Source organism: Nitrobacter sp. Nb-311A, from assembly GCF_000152905.1.
Taxonomy (GTDB): domain Bacteria; phylum Pseudomonadota; class Alphaproteobacteria; order Rhizobiales; family Xanthobacteraceae; genus Nitrobacter.
Map to the genome: position 1 here is coordinate 1 of NZ_AAMY01000024.1, position 18,676 is coordinate 18,676.

The 18,676-nt window shown below is 60.0% G+C and carries 19 protein-coding genes, 2 pseudogenes and 1 other annotated feature; of the genes and pseudogenes, 10 read left to right on the plus strand and 11 right to left on the minus strand.

Features of this window, described 5'->3' with window-relative positions; genetic code table 11:
- Nucleotides 1-783: IS21 family transposase (istA, locus tag NB311A_RS07175; protein WP_009797838.1), on the minus strand; the 783-nt coding region annotated here is incomplete at its 3' end.
- Between the two features lie 107 nt (nucleotides 784-890).
- Here istA and NB311A_RS07180 point away from each other — a divergent pair.
- Nucleotides 891-2,177 (plus strand): hypothetical protein, encoded by a 1,287-nt coding sequence (locus tag NB311A_RS07180; protein ID WP_009797839.1) that lies wholly within the window; start codon nucleotides 891-893, stop codon nucleotides 2,175-2,177.
- Nucleotides 2,178-2,231: 54 nt separating this feature from the next.
- Here NB311A_RS07180 and NB311A_RS07185 read toward each other — a convergent pair whose 3' ends face one another.
- The 7 genes from NB311A_RS07185 to NB311A_RS07215 form a co-directional block, all read right to left on the minus strand.
- Entirely contained in the window at nucleotides 2,232-2,618 is a 387-nt protein-coding gene (locus tag NB311A_RS07185) for a hypothetical protein (RefSeq protein WP_009797840.1), read from the minus strand.
- A gap of 215 nt (nucleotides 2,619-2,833) precedes the next feature.
- Nucleotides 2,834-3,568: a hypothetical protein gene (locus NB311A_RS07190; RefSeq protein ID WP_009797841.1), complete on the minus strand. Its 735-nt coding sequence runs from the start codon at nucleotides 3,566-3,568 to the stop codon at nucleotides 2,834-2,836.
- Nucleotides 3,569-3,872: 304 nt separating this feature from the next.
- A protein-coding gene (locus tag NB311A_RS07195) for an IS3 family transposase (RefSeq protein ID WP_086008680.1) occupies nucleotides 3,873-5,104 on the minus strand; the annotation gives its coding sequence in 2 pieces (ribosomal slippage) (nucleotides 3,873-4,813 and nucleotides 4,813-5,104; 1,233 coding nt in all).
- Nucleotides 4,704-4,820, minus strand: a sequence feature (AL1L pseudoknot). Its footprint overlaps the gene before it by 117 nt.
- A 123-nt stretch (nucleotides 5,105-5,227) precedes the next feature.
- A complete protein-coding gene (locus NB311A_RS07205; protein ID WP_009797843.1) occupies nucleotides 5,228-6,472 on the minus strand; it encodes a type II toxin-antitoxin system HipA family toxin in 1,245 nt (414 codons plus the stop codon).
- Nucleotides 6,465-7,049 (minus strand): helix-turn-helix domain-containing protein, encoded by a 585-nt coding sequence (locus NB311A_RS07210; protein WP_040674297.1) that lies wholly within the window; start codon nucleotides 7,047-7,049, stop codon nucleotides 6,465-6,467. The genes NB311A_RS07205 and NB311A_RS07210 overlap by 8 nt, the downstream gene beginning before the upstream one ends.
- Before the next feature lie 278 nt (nucleotides 7,050-7,327).
- Nucleotides 7,328-7,489 (minus strand): hypothetical protein, encoded by a 162-nt coding sequence (locus NB311A_RS20190; RefSeq protein ID WP_207382358.1) that lies wholly within the window; start codon nucleotides 7,487-7,489, stop codon nucleotides 7,328-7,330.
- 43 nt (nucleotides 7,490-7,532) lie between these two features.
- A complete protein-coding gene (locus tag NB311A_RS07215) occupies nucleotides 7,533-7,943 on the minus strand; it encodes a MarR family winged helix-turn-helix transcriptional regulator (protein WP_050752081.1) in 411 nt (136 codons plus the stop codon).
- Between the two features lie 176 nt (nucleotides 7,944-8,119).
- Here NB311A_RS07215 and NB311A_RS20195 point away from each other — a divergent pair, with 176 nt between their 5' ends.
- The 8 genes and pseudogenes from NB311A_RS20195 to NB311A_RS07250 all read left to right on the plus strand — a co-directional run bounded on the left by NB311A_RS20195 (nucleotide 8,120) and on the right by NB311A_RS07250 (nucleotide 13,308).
- Nucleotides 8,120-8,482: a helix-turn-helix transcriptional regulator gene (locus NB311A_RS20195; protein ID WP_009797846.1), complete on the plus strand. Its 363-nt coding sequence runs from the start codon at nucleotides 8,120-8,122 to the stop codon at nucleotides 8,480-8,482.
- Nucleotides 8,475-8,660, plus strand: a pseudogene (locus NB311A_RS07225) (arsenate reductase ArsC); the annotation flags it as partial. The gene NB311A_RS20195 and the pseudogene NB311A_RS07225, both read left to right, overlap by 8 nt.
- 87 nt (nucleotides 8,661-8,747) lie before the next feature.
- Nucleotides 8,748-9,173, plus strand: a complete 426-nt coding sequence (gene arsC / locus NB311A_RS07230; RefSeq protein ID WP_009797848.1) for an arsenate reductase (glutaredoxin) — start codon at nucleotides 8,748-8,750, stop codon at nucleotides 9,171-9,173.
- Nucleotides 9,174-9,181: 8 nt separating this feature from the next.
- On the plus strand, nucleotides 9,182-10,237 hold the full coding sequence (arsB, locus tag NB311A_RS07235) for an ACR3 family arsenite efflux transporter (protein WP_009797849.1): 1,056 nt from the start codon (nucleotides 9,182-9,184) through the stop codon (nucleotides 10,235-10,237).
- 21 nt (nucleotides 10,238-10,258) lie between these two features.
- A pseudogene (locus tag NB311A_RS22505) lies at nucleotides 10,259-10,452 on the plus strand (NADPH-dependent FMN reductase); the annotation flags it as partial.
- A 327-nt stretch (nucleotides 10,453-10,779) separates the two neighbouring features.
- Nucleotides 10,780-11,829 carry a glycosyltransferase family 1 protein gene (locus NB311A_RS07240; RefSeq protein ID WP_040674264.1) on the plus strand — a complete coding sequence of 350 codons (1,050 nt, stop codon included), beginning with the start codon at nucleotides 10,780-10,782 and terminating at the stop codon, nucleotides 11,827-11,829.
- A gap of 38 nt (nucleotides 11,830-11,867) precedes the next feature.
- Nucleotides 11,868-12,557, plus strand: coding sequence for a methyltransferase domain-containing protein (locus NB311A_RS07245; protein ID WP_009797851.1), 690 nt, complete (start codon nucleotides 11,868-11,870; stop codon nucleotides 12,555-12,557).
- 127 nt (nucleotides 12,558-12,684) lie between these two features.
- A complete protein-coding gene (locus NB311A_RS07250) occupies nucleotides 12,685-13,308 on the plus strand; it encodes a hypothetical protein (protein ID WP_009797852.1) in 624 nt (207 codons plus the stop codon).
- Between the two features lie 29 nt (nucleotides 13,309-13,337).
- On the opposite strand, the gene NB311A_RS07255 is transcribed toward NB311A_RS07250, so the two are convergent.
- Complete coding sequence (locus tag NB311A_RS07255; protein ID WP_009797853.1) at nucleotides 13,338-15,002, minus strand: aminotransferase class III-fold pyridoxal phosphate-dependent enzyme; 1,665 nt, start codon at nucleotides 15,000-15,002, stop codon at nucleotides 13,338-13,340.
- A 34-nt stretch (nucleotides 15,003-15,036) separates the two neighbouring features.
- Between NB311A_RS07255 and asd the strand changes: the two genes are divergently transcribed.
- Complete coding sequence (asd, locus tag NB311A_RS07260) at nucleotides 15,037-15,942, plus strand: archaetidylserine decarboxylase (protein ID WP_040674267.1); 906 nt, start codon at nucleotides 15,037-15,039, stop codon at nucleotides 15,940-15,942.
- Here the strand turns inward: asd and NB311A_RS07265 are convergent.
- Nucleotides 15,937-17,253 carry an APC family permease gene (locus tag NB311A_RS07265; protein WP_009797855.1) on the minus strand — a complete coding sequence of 439 codons (1,317 nt, stop codon included), beginning with the start codon at nucleotides 17,251-17,253 and terminating at the stop codon, nucleotides 15,937-15,939. The two genes, asd and NB311A_RS07265, sit on opposite strands and share 6 nt — an antisense overlap.
- Nucleotides 17,254-17,575: 322 nt before the next feature.
- Complete coding sequence (locus NB311A_RS07270; RefSeq protein WP_009797857.1) at nucleotides 17,576-18,673, minus strand: acyltransferase; 1,098 nt, start codon at nucleotides 18,671-18,673, stop codon at nucleotides 17,576-17,578.
- Nucleotides 18,674-18,676: the final 3 nt, after the last annotated feature.

Consider the following 18,676-nt stretch of genomic DNA (forward strand, 5'->3'; position numbering starts at 1 on the left):
GAACCGCAGCCGTGGCGTGAAGAACCGTTCCCGGACCAGCCCGACCTGGTTCTCGACGTGACCCTTCTCCCAGCCCGACGCCGGCGTGCAGGCGACCGGATCGATCAGATAGTGGCTGCACATCTGCAGGAAGCGGCGATTGTAGCGGCGATCCTTGCCGACGAAGATCGTCTCTACCGCCGTCTTCATGTTGTCGTAGATGCCGCGGCTGCAGGTACCCTTGAACAGTGCGAACGCCCGGTCGTGGGCGTCGAATACCATCTCCTGCGTCTCCCGCGGATAGGCCCGCACGAACAGCATGCGGCTGTGGCACAGCCGGACATGAGCGACCTTCACGATCGCCGTCACGCCGTTGAGGAGAACGATCTCATGGCTCCAGTCGAACTGGTAGGCTTCGCCCGCCGCAAAGCTCAACGGAACATAGGCCGCCGCGGTCGATTGCCCGCGCTCCTTGCTCCAACGCCTGGCGTAACGCCGTACGGCATCGTAGCCGCCGTCATAGCCGCGTCCGCGCAACTCTTCGAAGATCCGGATCAGCGTCAGCTGTTCGCGAGCCGATTTGGCCGCGTTCGCCGCCAGCAGTTCATCAAGCTCCGCCGCCCAACGCCCGAGTTTGGGGCGCGGCTGGATCGAACGCTCATACTCGAACAAGGTCTTGCCCGACCTCAGCACCTTCCGGACCGTGTTCCGCGACACCTTCAGGTCACGGGCGATCTCCTTGATCGTCTTGCCCTTGATGAAGTGTTCGCGCCGTATCCGCGCAATCGTCTCCACGATCAGCATCCCCGACCACCTGCTTCATGACAAAGCAGGCAGCGCAACAGCCAACCTGTAGGGGGTCAATTTTGGACGCCGATCCCCCGGCTTACGGGGTCAATTTTGCATGCCGAATGACAATAGCGAACCTGATCGAGCCGCTTCTCAATGCCTATCGCCGCGACGAGATCAGGGCGGATACGCTGCGCAGCCTCACCATGGCGACACACCGCCAGCAGAAGGCATGGTGGAAGCTCTATAAGAGCGACGACGAATACGCCCCGACAGGGCGGGCCTTGCGCGAATGGCTGTTCGGCGGCGCGCAGATTCCTGTCGGCAACGCCCTGTTCGATCCTGCCGCCTACAAGGGCGCGATTGCGTCCGACCTGTTCGGCGACGAGCGCTACTTCATGGATAGCGCGTCATTCTGGCAGTTGCAGGGCGAAGCCATCGCGGCGAAGCGGGACGCCTATCTCGCCAAGGGCTGGACCGAAATCGTCATGCTTGAGCCGGGCAAGCACTGGATGAGCTGGGATTTTGAGAAAACCCCGAAATCGAAGGGCGGGCGCGTCTATGTCACCTGCACCCGTGACGGCGAGGTCGCCTTCCATGAGGGCTTTCTTCCGGTGAAGGAAGTCCGCAAGCGGGAGAAGGCGGCGGCAGCCGGGACGGACAGCGCCGCCCTTCGCCCCGAAACCACCAGGGCGATGCAGAACTATCTCGGCTTGCACCGCCACGCGGCGGTGCGGACGGAGCTTCTCGGCCATCCCGGCATGGCGCTGCGCCTTGCGGTCGCGCACATGATCGCGGGTTCCGGGCTGTGGTCGGTGAAGGCGGAAGGCCAGCGGGCCGATAACACCGCCATCGCCGAAAGCCTTGCTGCGAGCAAGGCGGAAGCCGCGTTCGCAGCCCAGCGCCGCGAGATCGCCGCGCTTCTCGGCATCGCGGACGACGAGGACGGGCCTGTCGTGTCGGGCAACACATTCGGCCGCGCCCGCGACCTTTCAGACATCTTCCGTGCCCTCCTGCAAATGGAGGACGAGGCCGTCATGCGGGTTCTGTCCTTCGTCATGGCCGAGGCGTTGGCGGCACACGGCGATTCCGTCGATCTGCTCGGGGAACTGCTGCATACAGACATGCGGAACTGGTGGTCGCCGGATGAGGCGTTCTTCGCGCTGCTGCGCGACAAGGATGCCGTCAACGCGATGCTGCGCGAGATCGCGGGCGCGAGGAAGGCGAACGCGCACCTTGCCTCCAAAATGAAGGTGCAGAAGCAGGTGATTGCGGATTGCCTTGCCGCCAGCAGCGAGGGCGAGCCGTGGCTTCCCGGCTATCTTGCGTTCCCCGCGCGCGGCTACACCGAGCGTTTCGCGCAGGGCCGGGCCGAAGCGCCGCCGCCCGACGACGAAGATGATGAATGAAGCGAAAAGGCCGGGCGCATCGCCCGGCGTTTTCTTCTTGTCGCGTCCGTCCTTTCACCGGGCGGCATGCCGCTTGAGGAGCAGCATGAGCTTTTCCCCTGCAAGCTCCTCCATCAGATCGACGTTCAAAAGATACACCTGGGCCATAGCCGCCGCGCCGAGAAACCGCTCATAATAAGAAGCATATTGAGGTGGAAAATCGGAGCGCGCCGCCTCGATCGCGCTTCGCACTTCTTGAAGCCAACAAGCGTAGCCAAGTTCGATCTGATTTAGCTGCGATATCGCGGGCCACTCGGCTGGGACTTCGTCGCTGTTGCGGAGACATTCGATACATGCGCGGAAGAAGCACTCTGCGTTAGCGCGAAGCACATCGTCGTTTTCCTCCGTTACAGGCAGTCGGTTCATGAATATGTCGAGCACATCGCGGTATTTCAGGTACATTTTGAGCCTCCGTCGTTTGCGGCAGGCTCCTAAGTAAGCGAAGGTAACGTCGCTGGATTGGCCGGTTTCTGGTCAAGAAGGCTAACGAATTTCGGATAGATTGTTCCACGGCTTTCAACGTTCCGCCGAAGCACCCTGACATCGATCAGCGGTCGCCGTGCGCGAAGAAAGGTCAGGTCGTGCCCTGCGCACCTACGAAGTAGAAGAGACCTAACCTACTTTGTTGGAAACGACTCTGGATACGAGGCGATGAGGGCGAGTGAAGTAGGCAGAAACCACTCCCGACAGACATCCTCATACGTCCTCGGAAGCAGTGCCAGTTGTCGCCATAGCTCGTAAACCTCCCACTTGTGCCGGGCGGTGATCTCTTCTTCAGACTTTTGCGCGTCATTCGTCCTGTCGAGGAGCTTGAGATCACCGGTTTCGAGGTAGCGCGTGATGGCGTCGCCCCACCACCGGACAGGAATCCACATCTCTGTGTCCTTCCAGAAATCATATGTCTGTATGCGGCGGGCAAAATAAATGGCGAGCTCCTCCCAATTTGGAGAGTCCGCCGACCATTTCAGTTCATTTTCTTGATAGACGAACCGCTGGAAGGCTGAAAACAGTTTTGGTCTCTTCGCATACCACCGCAGCGCCGTTTGACCGATCATCGATCCGATTTCGTTGATGGCCGGAAGATGGATCGTCCGGCTGGCCTTTGCCTGATAGTCCGGATTGCGCGGGATGAGGATTTTATCAATGTAGTCGTTGAGGCAGACAAAGCAGCATCGCTGCGCTTCTAGATCGGCAATGACAAGGAGAACGGGTACGCCGACGCCCATCCGCTCGACGGTTACGAGTTCCGCCCGTTCCAGGGAGAATCGATAAGTTTCAATCGTGCCTGCTATTTTGTCTTTCACCAGCCGTTCCGGCGCTTTCTCAACGTTGCCACGCTCATAAACTGTCAATGGAAGCGTCCTCGCCGAGGCGACGCTCTTGAGCTGGATAAAAGGTGTTCCCCCAGCGTCTCGTAGGTCGGAAACCTTGCGACAGTGTCGGTCTCTTTGAAGACCTCTAGAGAGTAGTCCAGGCCGTAGTCGGGCCTATAGTCCCGCAGGACCCAATGAGCGGGCAGCTTTGATCGCAATAGCTGCTGGCCTGCCTGATCGATCAGGTGTTGTTCCGATCGCTTTTTTGACTCACTCATTGATCTGATACCAACAGTTTGGCGATTGAACCGCCCCGGGTTTGCCGGAGGCCGTTTGGTTTAAGTTATGCCGCCATGGCCGATTGTTCCAGCATGGCGTAGTAGCGTTGCTCGGCTTCGGCGGGCGGGATGTTTCCGATGGGCTCCAAGAGCCGTCGGTTGTTGAACCAATCGACCCATTCCAGCGTTGCGAACTCGACGGCCTCGAAGCTACGCCACGGTCCGCGTCGGTGGATCACCTCAGCTTTGTAGAGGCCGTTGATGGTTTCGGCGAGAGCATTATCGTAGGAATCGCCGACACTGCCGACAGACGGCTCGATGCCAGCTTCAGCCAGGCGCTCGGTGTACTTGATGGATACGTACTGACTTCCTCTGTCGCTGTGGTGTACGAGCCCGCCGCGATGGACCGGCCGTCGATCGTGCAGGGCTTGCTCCAGCGCATCGAGCACGAAGCCGGCGTGCGCCGAACGTGATGCCCGCCAGCCGACGATCCTGCGGGCATAGGCGTCGATGACGAAGGCGACATAGATGAAGCCGGTCCAGGTGGCAACATAGGTGAAGTCGGAGAGCCAAAGCGCATTCGGCCTCGACGCCTTGAACTGGCGGTTGACGTGATCCAGCGGGCATGGCGCCGCCTTGTCGCCGATCGTGGTCCTGACCGACTTGCCGCGGATAACACCGTGCAAGCCCATGGTCCGCATCAATCGTGACACCGTACAACGGGCGATATCGAAGCCTTCGCGCTTGAGTTGCCGCCAGATCTTGCGCACGCCATAGACGCGGAAGTTCTCATCGAAGACGCGCCGGACCTCGATCTTCAGGATGACATCCTGCCTGGCGCGCGCCGACAGCTTGGCGGGATCACGCCGTTTGGCGACATGGGCATGATAGGTCGAGGGGGCGATCGACAGAACCTTGCAGATCGGCTCGACCCCATGCGCCGCGCGATGATCGTCGATGAAGGCGATCATGGCTTGGACCGGCGGTCGAGCTCCGCCGTCGCAAAATAAGCGCTTGCCTTGCGCAGAATCTCATTGGCTTGCCGAAGCTCGCGGTTCTCACGCTCAAGCGCCTTCAGCTTCTCCGCCACGTCCGTTGGGACGCCTGCTCGCTTGCCGCTGTCGATCTCCGCCTTCTTCACCCATTCCAGCAGGGTATGGCCGGAACAGCCAATCTTGGGGGCTATCGCCTCAATCGCAGCCCAGCGGGACGGATACTCGCTGCCGTGATCCAAAACCATTCGAACCGCTCGGGCCCGAACCTCCGGTGAAAACTTGTTCGTCGTCTTGCTTGTCATGGCTCCATCCTCTCAGGAGTTGGAGCCTCCGGCAAACCCGGGGCGGTTCAGATCGCCACTTCAGAGAAATCGATAGAGGCGAAATTGACGCCCATACTGAAACAGAAAAGGTCGTAAGTTCAGTCATGGGCGTTGCAATGTTTCGGAGCTCAGAGCGAGGTCTTTCAGATGCGCGTCGATGGCGTCCGCGACCGGGCGCGCGACCGGCAGCGCCTTCTTCGCTTCCGGCCATTCGTCGCGGAACCGGGCGACGGTTTCCGTCGCGGCATCGACGACGAGCTTTTCCGGCAGGCGCGCCTTCGCCGCGAGGTAGCGCAGCTCGTCGAGCGAAAGCTCGCACATGCGCTTCGTCCGGGCGTATTTGATGGCGGCGAACTCGTCCGGGATATACGGGATCGTCGATACGAAATCGTAGGCGGGCGCGAGCGCCGCCGTGCAACGGTCGGGATAGATCAGCGACCAGTTTTTGAGGTGCATGTCGGCGTTGCCGATCAGCGTGTTGAACACGAGGCGGCGGACGAATTCGGCGGCGGCTTCGTCGCCCGCCTCGACGCCGATCACGGCCGCGATATTGCGCGCGCTCGCCCGCTTGTATTTGTCGTCGGGCCAGACGCCGAACACCTGCGCGAAATCCTCGATATGCACCGGGCCGCCCTCCGTGCGGTCGAAACGCCGGATCGCAAGCGCCTGGCCTTTGAGCCTGCCGATCCCTTCGGGCAGGCCGCCGATTGCATCGATGTCGAGAATCTGGAGCTCGGGCACGTTCATGCCGAGCTGGGACGCAAGGCTCATCATCGAGAATTCGTTCTCTGGCACGCCGTCATAGAGCTGCGAGGGCAGCTTCACGATCCACGAGCCGCCGACGCCGTCCGCCGGGATCGTGAGCCCGCCGCCTTTCCCCGTATTCTTCACCGCCGAGAATTTCAGTTGCACGCCCGCGAGCGAAAACCGCAGGGCGTTGGTCCGGCGCTTGCGGTGCTCTTCCTCGCTGTCCTCATCCTTGAGGTCGGGCCACGCTTCGCCGTCCGCGGGAACAATGGTGAGCGCGCCGGGAAGATCACGTCCGAGAACCCACAGGAGAAAGAACTCGCGCTTCTCGTTCACGCCAGCCTGCTCGGCAAGATAGGCGCGTAGCGGCCCCTCGGGCAGGAGGTTGGCGAAGAAGGGCGGCACCCTCACGTTGACGGGTTTGAATTCGGTCAGGAGCTGCCCGAACTGATCCTTGAAGGACAGGCTCAGCGTCGGCCGCTCGGGATTGTCGATATACGCCTTGTCGAAGGCGAACAGTGTGCGGTCGCCCGGAATGAGGGTGAGCGTACCGATCTTGTCGCCGTAAAGGCGCACATCGAGAACGGAAACGTCAGGCATCGTCGTCCTCCTCGTCTAGCTCGTAGGCGGGACGCGGCGCTTCCGGCAGCGCATGGGCGATCCTGTTGCGCAGCTCTCTTAATTGACGGGAGGCGCGCTCGGCGGCCGGGAGCGCGGCCGCGCCGGTCGGGAGTTTCAGCAGCTTGTCGGTGACGGCGCGCAGCGTAGCCAGATCGGCTTTGCCGAACTGGAAATTCGCAAGCTCGCGCAGCGTCTGGTCGAGGCGCTTGAATTCGGCGGCGTCGGGATGGGTGCGGGTCAGCCTTGCAACTGCCGCCTGGGCGCGGTTGAGGACGGTCGCGCGCTGGCGGGTTTCCCCGGACAGAGTCATGGACGCGCCGCCGACAATGGCCTCGACAGCGGGCAGCAGCTTACGCGGCACGAGCACCAGCTCGTAATCAAGCGCGCGCGCAAGCTCGACCAGGCTCGAAAGCCGGAGATCGGTGCCACCGCTCTCGATTTTCGAGATATGGCTTTGCGGCACCCCGATCCGCGCGCTGAGGTCGCGCTGGCTTAGTCCCGTTTGCTCGCGGGCGGCGCGGAGGGTCTGGAGAATGTCGTCAGTCGCGTAGGGCATGATATGCCTATACATATCTAATGTGCATAGTGATGTGCTTAAACGTATCATCCTTGACGTCACCTTGCAAGCTCTTTCGATATATAAAAGAATATCTGTCACATTTATCAATATGCTAATATAGATCGAAACGTGCAAAGCATGGCAAAAAAAAGTCGTCAACACCGCTCTCGGCAGCCCTTTGCCCGGCATCAATGAAAGAACGTGGCGGCAAGACTGAGGAGGAGGTCAATGGCGCGACGGCCAGGAAACACGCTGGAAATGGGAAGTCGCTATCGTCAAGGCGATGCTGGCGAAGAAATACGTACCGCAGGATATTCAGGCCTATAGCCCTCGAAACCGGCGCCGATCAGCCTGCCGACAATCTGCGGAAAACTCAGGCTGCCGTCATGAGCGGCGTTAAGACAGGTTTGGGCAATAGAAATCCGTTCCGCGTCCATGGCGGCTTCCTTTCATCTCGATGTGGGTCGGGTCCGGCGGAGGTCAGTCCACCGGGGTCGTCTTGAGCCCGCGCCTCTCGGCGAGAGCCTTCAGGATGCGATCGAGCGCTTCGTGCTCGTCGTTGGTCAGAACGCCAAAGAATCCGGCGTCATTCTCGTCGGCAAGCGATGCCAGGATTGGAATCTTGGCCCGCCCCTCCGTCGTCAGAGACAGGCTGTGAGCGCGCTTATCCTCTTGGCTTTCCGTCCGCTCGACTAATCCTTTGACTACCAGCCTTTCTGCAAGTTTGCTGATGGCCCCCTTCGTCATGCCCATCCTCTCCGCCAGAGCTGACGGAGGTGTCGGCTCCAAATCGTAAAGTGCCCGCATGAATGTCCACTCCGCGACGGTGACATCTTCGCTAGACACCTTGCGCGCGAACTCCTGCGACACGGCGTTTGACACCATCCGCATCCAGTATCCGGTGTGATCGGTCGGTTCCGAAGCTAAGGTCACGAGACGCCCCTTGTTGACTAGGAAACTAATGTAATTAAGTTTCCTAGTCAACAATGATTTGAGAGCCGACCTAGCGCGACACGAATTCTTGGTGTATTCATTCTCTCAATAATTATTTAGATATTGAGATGATGATGCACGAAAAGCAGGCTCTCGTCGCCTTCGCCGCGCTTTCGCAGGAAACGAGGCTCCGCATCATCCGTCTTCTGGTGAAAGCCGGTCCCGAAGGGATGTCGGCTGGGACCATAGGAGAGGCGATGGACAGCGCGTCCTCCTCGCGCATGTCCTTTCACCTGAGCCATCTTGAACAGGCCGGGCTTGTCGAATCTCGGCGCGAAGGGCGGTCGATCATCTACAGCGCGGCGCTGGCGACGCTCTCTGGCCTTGTCGAATTCCTCATGCGCGATTGCTGCCAGGGTCATCCCGAAGTGTGTAATCCGGCTGTCGCTGCGCTGTCCTCCTGTTGCGAACCTAAAAAAGGCGCTCCCCATGTCTGAGGCAGATCAGCCAGACCGCATGTTCAATGTTCTTTTCCTCTGCACCGATAATTCGGCTCGCTCGATTCTCGCCGAGAGCATTTTGACCAAGGATGGCGCCAGTCGCTTTCGCGCCTTTTCCGCTGGCAGCCAGCCCAAAAGCGAGGTTGGTTCCTTCGCGTTGAAGGTACTGAAAAGCTTGGCGTCGTTGCGCACGAAGCTCGTCAAAATCGGGCAATCGGACGACGCGTCCTCGCCTCGCAACAGCGCGGCGTGAGGCAAGTCCATGGACGTCATCATTTATCACAATCCCGACTGCGGCACCTCGCGCAACACGCTGGCGATGATCCGCAACGCCGGCGTCGAGCCGCATGTCATTGAATATCTTAAGACGCCGCCGTCGCGCGGGCTGCTGAGGCAACTCATTGCGCGCATGGGTATCTCCGCTCGCGCGCTTCTACGCGAAAAGGGTACGCCTTATGCGGAGCTTGGTCTTGCCGATCCGGCGCTGACCGATGACCAGCTTCTCGATGCCATGATGGCGCATCCGATTCTTATCAACCGGCCGGTCGTCGTCAGCCCCAAGGGCGTGAAACTCTGCAGGCCTTCTGAAGAGGTGCTTGATCTGCTGCCGCCCCAGCAAGGCGGGTTCATCAAAGAAGACGGCGAGCGCGTCATCGACGAGCAAGGTCGCCGCATCGCGACGGTTTGAGGAAAACCATGTCCACCTTTGAACGCTATCTCACCCTCTGGGTCGCGCTTTGCATTGTCATCGGCATCGCGCTCGGCCATGTAGTTCCGGGCGTGTTTCAAGCGATCGGCGTAGCGGAAATCGCCAAGGTCAACCTGCCGGTGGCGGGACTGATCTGGCTCATGGTCATTCCGATGCTACTCAAGGTCGACTTCGCCGCGCTCGGCGAGGTCGGCCGTCATTGGCGCGGCATCGGCGTGACGCTGTTTGTCAACTGGGCGGTGAAGCCATTCTCCATGGCTTTGCTTGGTTGGCTCTTCATCGGCTGGCTGTTCAGACCGCTGCTGCCCGCCGATCAGATCGACAGCTATATTGCTGGCCTGATCATTCTTGCCGCAGCACCCTGCACGGCGATGGTGTTCGTCTGGTCGAATCTCACGAAGGGCGAGCCGCATTTCACGCTGAGCCAGGTCGCGCTCAACGACGCGATCATGGTAGTGGCCTTCGCGCCGATCGTCGGTCTGCTGCTTGGCCTGTCCGCGATCACCGTGCCATGGGGTACGCTGACTTTATCGGTTGCGCTCTACATCGTCATCCCGGTGTTCGTCGCGCAGGTCGTGCGCCGGAGTTTGCTGGCGAATGGCGGGCAAGCCGCGCTCGACCGGTTGCTCGCGAAGCTCGGACCGGTCTCACTGGTCGCGCTGCTGGCGACGCTTGTGCTGTTGTTCGGTTTCCAGGGCGAGCAAATCATGGCGCAGCCGATGGTGATCGCGCTGCTCGCCGTGCCGATCCTGATACAAGTCTATTTCAATTCGGGCCTTGCCTATCTGCTCAATCGAATCTCGGGGGAGCAACATTGTGTCGCCGGCCCATCAGCCCTGATCGGCGCGTCCAACTTCTTCGAGCTGGCCGTTGCAGCCGCCATCAGCCTGTTCGGCTTTCACTCCGGCGCAGCGCTGGCCACGGTCGTCGGGGTGCTCATCGAGGTGCCGGTCATGCTGTCCGTCGTGTGGATCGTGAACCGCTCCAAGGGCTGGTACGAGCGTGAGGGTAAGGTCGCGGCTACCGTGGAGGCGAACAGTTGATGTTGCCCAATCTCCCTAAATGTGGATGCCGATTGCATCGCTGTGCCGCTCATTGATCGACTGCGGGCGAGACCCTCAACCCGTCCGCCGCGCATTCTGTTGCTCAACGGCTCGCTTCGCGAGCGGTCATATAGTCGATTCCTGACACAGGAAGCCGAACGCCTGCTGAACACTTCGGCGCAGAAACCCGCTTCTTCGATCCGCATGGCTTGCCATTCTGGGGCGAGAGTTTAAGCGGCCTGCATTTGATGGTGCAAGCGACGGCTTGCGATAGTCTCACGCTTGATGCGCTCCCGTTCAGCCAGGATGCTTCCGGCCCATCCTCGTAGTGCTCGTCGCGTCGGGTCAAGTTAGACGAAAGGAGGTCAGGACCTTGCCATATCCCCCGAGACCGGCCGACTCTTCGGAAACGGCCGGCCAAGCCGAGCCGATTTCCTACGTTACAATTCAAAAGGAGACCGATCGATATCGGTGGCGTCATAAGCTTGAAACATCGTTGGGCGATCGTCCCGGAATTGAGAATCAGAAAACTCGAGATCCTGATGCGAATTCTGGTTGCGACCGATGCCTGGCATCCGCAGGTAAACGGTGTGGTCCGCACATTAACGTCCCTGGCCCGCAGCGCGTCGGCGCTGGGAGCTGACATCAGATTCTTGACCCCGGAAGGCTTTCCATCAGTGGCCCTTCCAACCTATCCGGGGTTGAGAGTAGCCTTGCCAAACCGCGGCGAGATTGCCCGCAGGATAGATACGGCATCGCCAGATGCCATTCACATCGCGACCGAGGGTCCGGTCGGGTGGATGGTGCGAGCCTATTGCCGCCGTCGGAAGCTGGCCTTTACAACGTCTTACACAACACGCTTTCCGGAATACATCGCCGCGCGCTCGATGGTCCCGGTGTCTATGAGCTATGCGGTGCTCCGGCGATTTCATGCGGCCGGCGCCATGACGATGGTCGCTACATCCTCGCTCAGGCAACAGCTCAGCGCGAGAGGCTTCAAAAGGCTCGGATCCTGGACGCGAGGGGTCGATACCGAACTGTTTACACCCGATGATGCGTTCGAGCTTGATCTGCCGAGACCGGTTTTCATGACCGTAGGTCGTGTCGCGGTCGAGAAGAACCTGGAGGCGTTCCTTTCGCTGAATCTGCCGGGGTCCAAGGTGGTGATTGGCGATGGACCGCAAAAGGTGGAGCTGGAAAGCCGGTATCCTAAAGTCAGGTTTCTGGGCGAGAAGACGGGCCGCGACCTCAGCGCGCATCTGGCGGCGGCTGACGTCTTCGTTTTTCCAAGCCTGACGGACACGTTCGGCATCGTGCAACTCGAGGCGTTGGCGTGCGGCACACCCGTCGCCGCATTCCCAGTCACCGGCCCCCTGGATGTGATTGCCGATCATCCGGTTGGTGCGTTGGACATGAACTTGAGAAGCGCCTGCATCCGAGCGCTCAGCATGTCACGGGAAGCCTGCAGGAATTTTGCCTTGCAACGCTCCTGGGAAAATAGCGCAAGACAGTTCATCGGTAATCTCAGTGCGTTGCAGCCGAGCCGTTCATTGCGACCTCGCGGCCGCCTGATGCCGCAAAGCGCTGCGTAAGGCTAACCAAGCTAAATAAGAGGAAAAGTGAAATTACCATGGCAGAAATCTTTAAGCTGGGTGGTGGCGGGCAGTTGGATTTCGACCGCGCGACGGTTGAGCAGGCCTACGATCGCTGGGCTCCGGTTTACGACTTCGTGTTTGGCGGCGTGTTCAGCAAGGGGCGCAAGGCGGCAATTCAGGCAGCCAACAAGGTTGGCGGGCGCGTGCTCGAGGTGGGCGTCGGTACGGGAATCTCGTTGCCGCAATATGCGCCCCACCTTCGCATCTTCGGTACCGATATTTCGGAAGCAATGCTGCGGAAAGCGAAGCGCAGGATCAATAACCTCGGTCTAAAGAACGTCGAGAATCTCGCGGTCATGGATGCGGAGAAGCTCGAATTTCCCGACAAATCGTTCGATGTTGTGATGGCGCAATACGTCGTGACGGCGGTGCCGAATCCGGAAGCGGCCCTTGATGAGTTCGCTCGCGTGCTGCGGCCGGGCGGTGAATTGATCATCCTGACCCGCATCAGCGCCGATGCCGGGATGCGCCGCTTCATCGAGCGCCGGTTGCAGCCGGTGGTGCGTCCGCTTGGTTTCCGGACGGCCGAATTCACCTGGTCGCGCTATGCGCTATGGTTGACGGCGACAAGGAAAATTGAGTTGGTGGAAAACCGACCGATACCACCGCTCGGCCACTTCTCTCTGCTCCGTATTCGGAAAGCCGCGATCGCGGTTGCCGCCTGATCGAGGCGGTCGAAGTCCGCGCGAATGCGTTGTCGCGGCGTGACCTTGTGACATTTGCATAATGTCATCTTGCGTACATCGAATCTTTGTAAACCGAATGAACGTTATTCCGGGCAGGGAATGAATTATGAGCTTTCGAGAGCAACTGCGCACTCAACGGTGGGATGACCATCGCTACTACCATCACAGCCGCATTAACCAGAGCCTGCATTTTGTCAGCGCCTTCAGCTTTCTCGTTGCGTATGCGTTATTGTTCGTTGACCCGGTTGCCGCCGCAATGGTCGGCTGGCTGTTCTCCATGACCACAAGGCAGGCGGGTCATTTCTTCTTCGAGCCGAAAGGCTATGATCACGGCAATCAGGCGACCCATGATCACAAGGAGGAAATCAAGGTCGGATATAATCTGAATCGGAAGATCGTTCTTATGGCCCTCTGGGCAATTTCGCCGCTGGTTCTCTTCGTCGATCCGACACTGTTCGGTGTCTTTACGCCATGGACCTCTCCGGCTGATTTCATGCGGCAGGTCGCCAAGGTATGGCTGGCGATCGGAATCGGCGGCGTGTTGTTCCGAACCGTCCATCTGTTCTTCATTCGTGATGTTGAGACAGGTCTCGTCTGGATGACCAAGATCCTGACCGACCCTTTCCACGATCTCAAACTATATTACAAGGCACCGCTGTATCTGATAAAGGGCGAGTTGATTGATCCAGGCCTTGGACAAGTCCAGACGCGTAAAGCGCGCTCGAACTGAAAATGATCCGCAAGATGGCGGTCGCCGGCTCATCGCGGCCGTCTTCGCGTGATTATCTCCTTCAGGATTTGCCGGCGCACGCTTTTATTGGTGAGCGAGGGATTGCGCCACCACCAGCCGTCCCGCTTCATGTTTTCAGCGGCTGTCACAAAGCGATCGGCGACTGCGGCAAAGTCAGTGTTGCTGTAATTCAGGCTGAAGATCAGACGACCGGTGCCGACCCAACTCAGAGCAAGCCCCTCGGTTCGCAGATAATATTGAAGCATCCAGTTGTAGCGCGACGGTGCGGTATAATGCACCGTCCAGATCGACGACAGGTTACCGACGCGTACCGGAAGGTCTCGCGCACTCAGAAGGTCATTCAGCTGTTTCGCGCGTCCGTTCCAGGTCTCGTCAAGATTGTCATAAGTGGACTTGATGTCCGGACCGTCGAGTCGGCTCAGGAACTCGTCCATCGCCGCCATGACGTAGGGATGAGAATTGAAGGTGCCGCGGGCGAAGCAGATGTCGGCTGGCCGATCGTCGCGGAACCGTCGCATCAGCTCCTTGCGACCGCAGACCACGCCGACAGGGAGACCCCCGGCGAGGCTTTTGCCATAGGTCACCATGTCGGCGCGGACGCCGAAATATTCCTGCGCGCCCCGGGCCGCAAGACGGAAGCCGACGAAGACTTCGTCGAAGATCAGCACGATGTCTCGCTCGGTACAGACCTCGCGCAGCCGCCCCAGCCATGCGCTATAGGCGGCTCGGTCGAACCGGCCTTTGCGGGAACTATCGACCAGTGCGGAATCGGCTGGAGCATTGGCATTGGGATGAAGTGCCTGCAAGGGATTCACGAGAACGCAGGCGATATCGCGCCTTGTCCTCAGAACATGCAGTGTTCGCTCCGACATGTCGGCGAGGGTATAGGTTTCGTGCGGAGAAGTCGGATTGCCAACGCCAGGTTGAACGTCGCCCCACCAGCCGTGATAGGCCCCGGCAAAGCGAACCAGATGCGACCGGCCCGTATGATAGCGGGCGAGCCGCACGGCTTGCATCACGGCTTCGGTGCCGGACATGTGAAACGAGACTTCGTCAAGACCGGAAATCTCACAGAGCCGGCGCACATTGTCCGCAATCACGGGATGGTAGGATCCAAGCACTGGTCCCAATGCATGCGCGCGCTTTTCCGCGGCGGCGATGCAATCCTTGTAGAAGTCGTTGCCGAAGATGTTGACGCCGTAGGAGCCGGCCAGATCGTAGAAGACATTGCCGTCGACGTCCGTGACGGTGACGCCGTTAGAGGACTGCATGAAGCTGCTGGTCGAGAGATGCGCGCGCACCATCCGGCTATACTGAAAGGGCACCCGATAGGTTTCGGTGAACTGCAGGTCGGAGATCCGGGTCGACGCTTCTGCGGTCATCTTCCGGCCCCTGGCGTAGCGTTCTTCATAAAGGTGGGCGAGCCGAAAGAAAGCGTCCCGCCGCTGCCTGGCGATTTCAGGTGGCGCGCCGTCGGAATCGAAGAAGTCATTGTTATCGAATTCGTAGAACGGCAGCAGCCGGGCAACCGTCTTGGACAATTTGGAATGACCGGTCAGCGAGCGGTGTTTGGCCCGTGAAAGCGCCAACCGGGCGTTCAGTTTGGGAAAGGCAACTGCTGCGCCGGCAACCGCGGCGGCAGACAAAGCTAGAATCGAAAGTGACGAATCCATGCCACCAGCGCTACCCAACCCTGCTGACAGGTTCATGACAATGCGGGAGCTGATCTCAGATCTGACCCAGCAGGAGGATTTGAATTTCCTGCTGACCAACCGGATTCCACGGGCCGCCCTGACCCGGTTCATGGGATGGTTCAGCAAGATCGAACAGCCCCTGATCCGCGACCTGTCCATCGCTTGCTGGCGTCTGTTTTCAGACCTCGATCTTAGCGAAGCGCACAAGACCAGCTTCAAGAGTCTGCATGATTGTTTTACGCGGGGGTTGCTTCCGGGTTCGCGCCTGCCGGATCCCGATCCTGCGATTGTGGTCAGCCCCTGCGATGCTATCGTCGGGGCGTTCGGGAAGGTGGCTGATACGGAGCTTCTTCAGATCAAGGGCGCGCCTTATTCGCTACTGGACCTGCTCGGCGATCCGGCGCTGGTCGAAGCCCACCGGAATGGCCGCTTTATTACCCTGCGGCTGACGTCGAGCATGTACCATCGCTTTCATGCGCCGCACGATTGCCGGATCGATCGGGTCACGTTCATTCATGGTGACGTCTGGAACGTGAACCCGATCGCACTGAAGCGGGTCGAGCGGCTGTTCTGCAAGAATGAGCGGGCGGTGATTCAGGCGCGGCTGAAAACCGGCGAGGCGCTGACCCTGGTGCCGGTGGCGGCGATTCTGGTCGCGAGCATTCGCCTGCACTTCATCGATGCCACCCTCAACGCTCGAACCAGGGGACTGGCGGCTTTTCCGTGCGATGCAAGCGTGCGCAAGGGCGAGGAACTCGGCTGGTTCGAGCACGGATCGACGATCATCGTGCTGGCTTCGGATGAGTTCGAATTCTGCGACAATGTAGCGGAATCGGTGCGGATAAAGGCTGGTCAGCCGCTCATGCGAAAGGCTGAGGCAGGTGATCCTTGGGAGACAACCACCAGGACAGTTTCATGAAAGCGTGCTCCTATTCGTTGCTGTCCAAAGGCGCGGCGCCAGAGTCTTCCAAGCCAGCCCGATGAGAATGAGGCCAAGGCCCGCAACCCAGATCGTGATCGGCACCCAGAAGGCGAGGAACAGACACGCGATCAGTCCTATGATCGCGACCCAGCGCGGATAGAGCCGGTCCTCAGGCGGAAGCCTGAGCGCCGCGAGATTGGTGACCGCATAATAGATGAGGACCGTGAACGCGCTGAAGGCCCAAGTCGTCTCGACGCTGCCGGTCAAAGCGAGGCCGCCGACCGCGAGCCCCACCAGGATCACGGCACCCGTCGGCGCGCGGCCGTCACGCGAAAGGCGCGCGAACAGCGGCGGCGCATCACCCCGCCGGCCCATGGCGAGCACGACGCGCGACAGGCCGATAATGAGGTTTAGCAGCACGCCCAGCATCGCCATCACCGCGCCGATTGCAATCAACTGCGGCAGAAACGCCACATCGAGCGCGCGAGCGACGGATTCGAGCGGCGTGGCACGCTCGGACACCGATCCCGCGAAGCGATCTGCTCCCACCGTGCCGATCGCCACGACCGCGACGAGAACGTAAAGCGCTGCCGTCACCGTCAGCGTGACCATGATGGCATGCGGGATGGATGTGCGCGGCTCCTTCACTTCCTCGCCCAGTGTCGCAATGCGCGCGTAGCCCGTATAGGCGACGAACATCAGCGCGGTTGCATAGAAGAAACCGTGCAGGGCCGGCCCGTCGGTGGCGGGAAAGAAGGGGAAGAAATTTCCGGTCGTGCGTAGGGCGGTGGGCAGACCGAACGCGACGAACGCGCTAAGCGCCAGCAGCGTCACCGACACGATCGCAATGTTCATCGCGCTCGATCGCTTGAGTCCTGCGAGCACGAGCAGCGTGAACAGCACTACCGCGCTAAACGCGACCCAAGGCATCGCGGCTTCTCCGCCACCGACGAGGCGGAGAAGATAGCCAGAAAATCCCAGCGCCGCGGTTGCTGCTGACGCCGTCTTGGAACAGAGGAACATCCAGCCGGCTGTGAACCCGAGCGAGGGCGTCAGATAGCGGTAGCCATATTCATAAGTGCCGCCACTTACCGCGTGGGCGGTGGCAAGCTGCGCGCTCGACAGCGCGTTGCAGGTCGCGACAAGCGCAGCGAGCACGATCGCGAGGATAGTCGCGGGGCCGGCCGCACCCGCGGCGATGCCGATACTGACGAACACGCCCGTGCCGACCATCGAGCCCAGGCCCAACATGGTCGCGCCGCCGACGCCAAGATCGCGCCGCAGCCGCTGCGGATTTTCGCCGGTCACGCAACGCTGCCCGTTGGCTCGGCCAACATCGGCTGATCCTTCATGAAGGAAAATTGCTGGAGCTGAAGGAAGTTTTGGCAAGCTTCATTGGCGCGTCGCATGGGAAATCCTTTCCGCACCGGTGACAGCCACGGACGATGTGCGCCATGGTGACAAAGCAGGCCACGAAGCGCCGGGGCATCATGTAGGGACACGGAAAGACCGTCCAGTGGCCGGTCTGGCTCTTTGGGGCTCGGCCAGGTAGGTCTGCCCTGGAAACAAAGCTGCTGGTTTTGCCATTGGCTACGGTGCTACCGGTGGATCAAGCGTCGGCCGTTGACAACTAGGAAAGCCATCGGCATGAGGCTCTGGATAAAGGCCAGCCTTGACGGGCGGCGAGTTGGGTCAACTTGGATTTGACAAATCGGTTCATCCACGGTTCCACAAACCGCCAGATGGCCCACGCAAAAAGTGCAATGCCTGCGACGATCGTTGTGACGGCTATCGCAGCATGATCATGTGGCTCCGTCGCCGAAAAAATCACGTAACCCATCTGCATGTGCAACAAATACAGCGGATAGGTTATTCCGCCGGCGGCGATCACAAACGTGGCAGGGAGCGGGATGCGCTTGATGCGCGTCGCGAGGAATACGCCGAGCAGCGCCAGGATACAGATGACTGCCACGATCCTCGGGTCGAACGTATTATCCGGATGCGCACCGAGCCGTTCCAGCTTGTGCGTGGCCTGAAAGATTGCCGTCCCCATGGCTAGGGCGAACAGACTCCAGAATCGCGTTCCGCGACGTCCACGGTAGTGCTGGTAGATCAGCAGGCCGACCACGAAGAATCCGCTATCGTCGGCGATGAAAACCTTCTCGAAGATCGGTGCATCGATCGTCAGTTCGTTCGCAAACGTGATTGCGAGCCAGGCGAGGATGAGCGCATCAATGTGGCGAGGAAACCAACCCAACATCAGGAACAGCGCGACCCATCCATAAAACACCACCTCGATCACGAGCGACCAGTAGACGGTGTCGACATAGGGCTGGCCGAGGAATGGCGCGGCTATGAATAGGTTGGCGAGCCACTGTGAGCGCGTGACATGCCCGACGCCAACCGCCAGCATGACCGTAAACGTTAATGTCATGCAGAGAACAAATGTCGGATAGATACGACTGAAGCGCGCGATGATGAAACCGATCCATGACCGTCCCTCCGCCGAGTACGCAATGACGAAGCCGCTGATGGCAAAGAAAACCGATACACCGAGAAATCCGTATTGTCCGGTTGGCGCCAATGCAGGCAAGGCCACCTGCGAGATGCCGCTCGTTGAGATCGGCCCCCAGAAGCCATAGTGGTAAAGAATAACGGCTACCACGGCTGCAAGACGCAACAGATCGAGAACCGGTACCCGAGAATGCGTGTGGACGGTCTTGTCCATGGG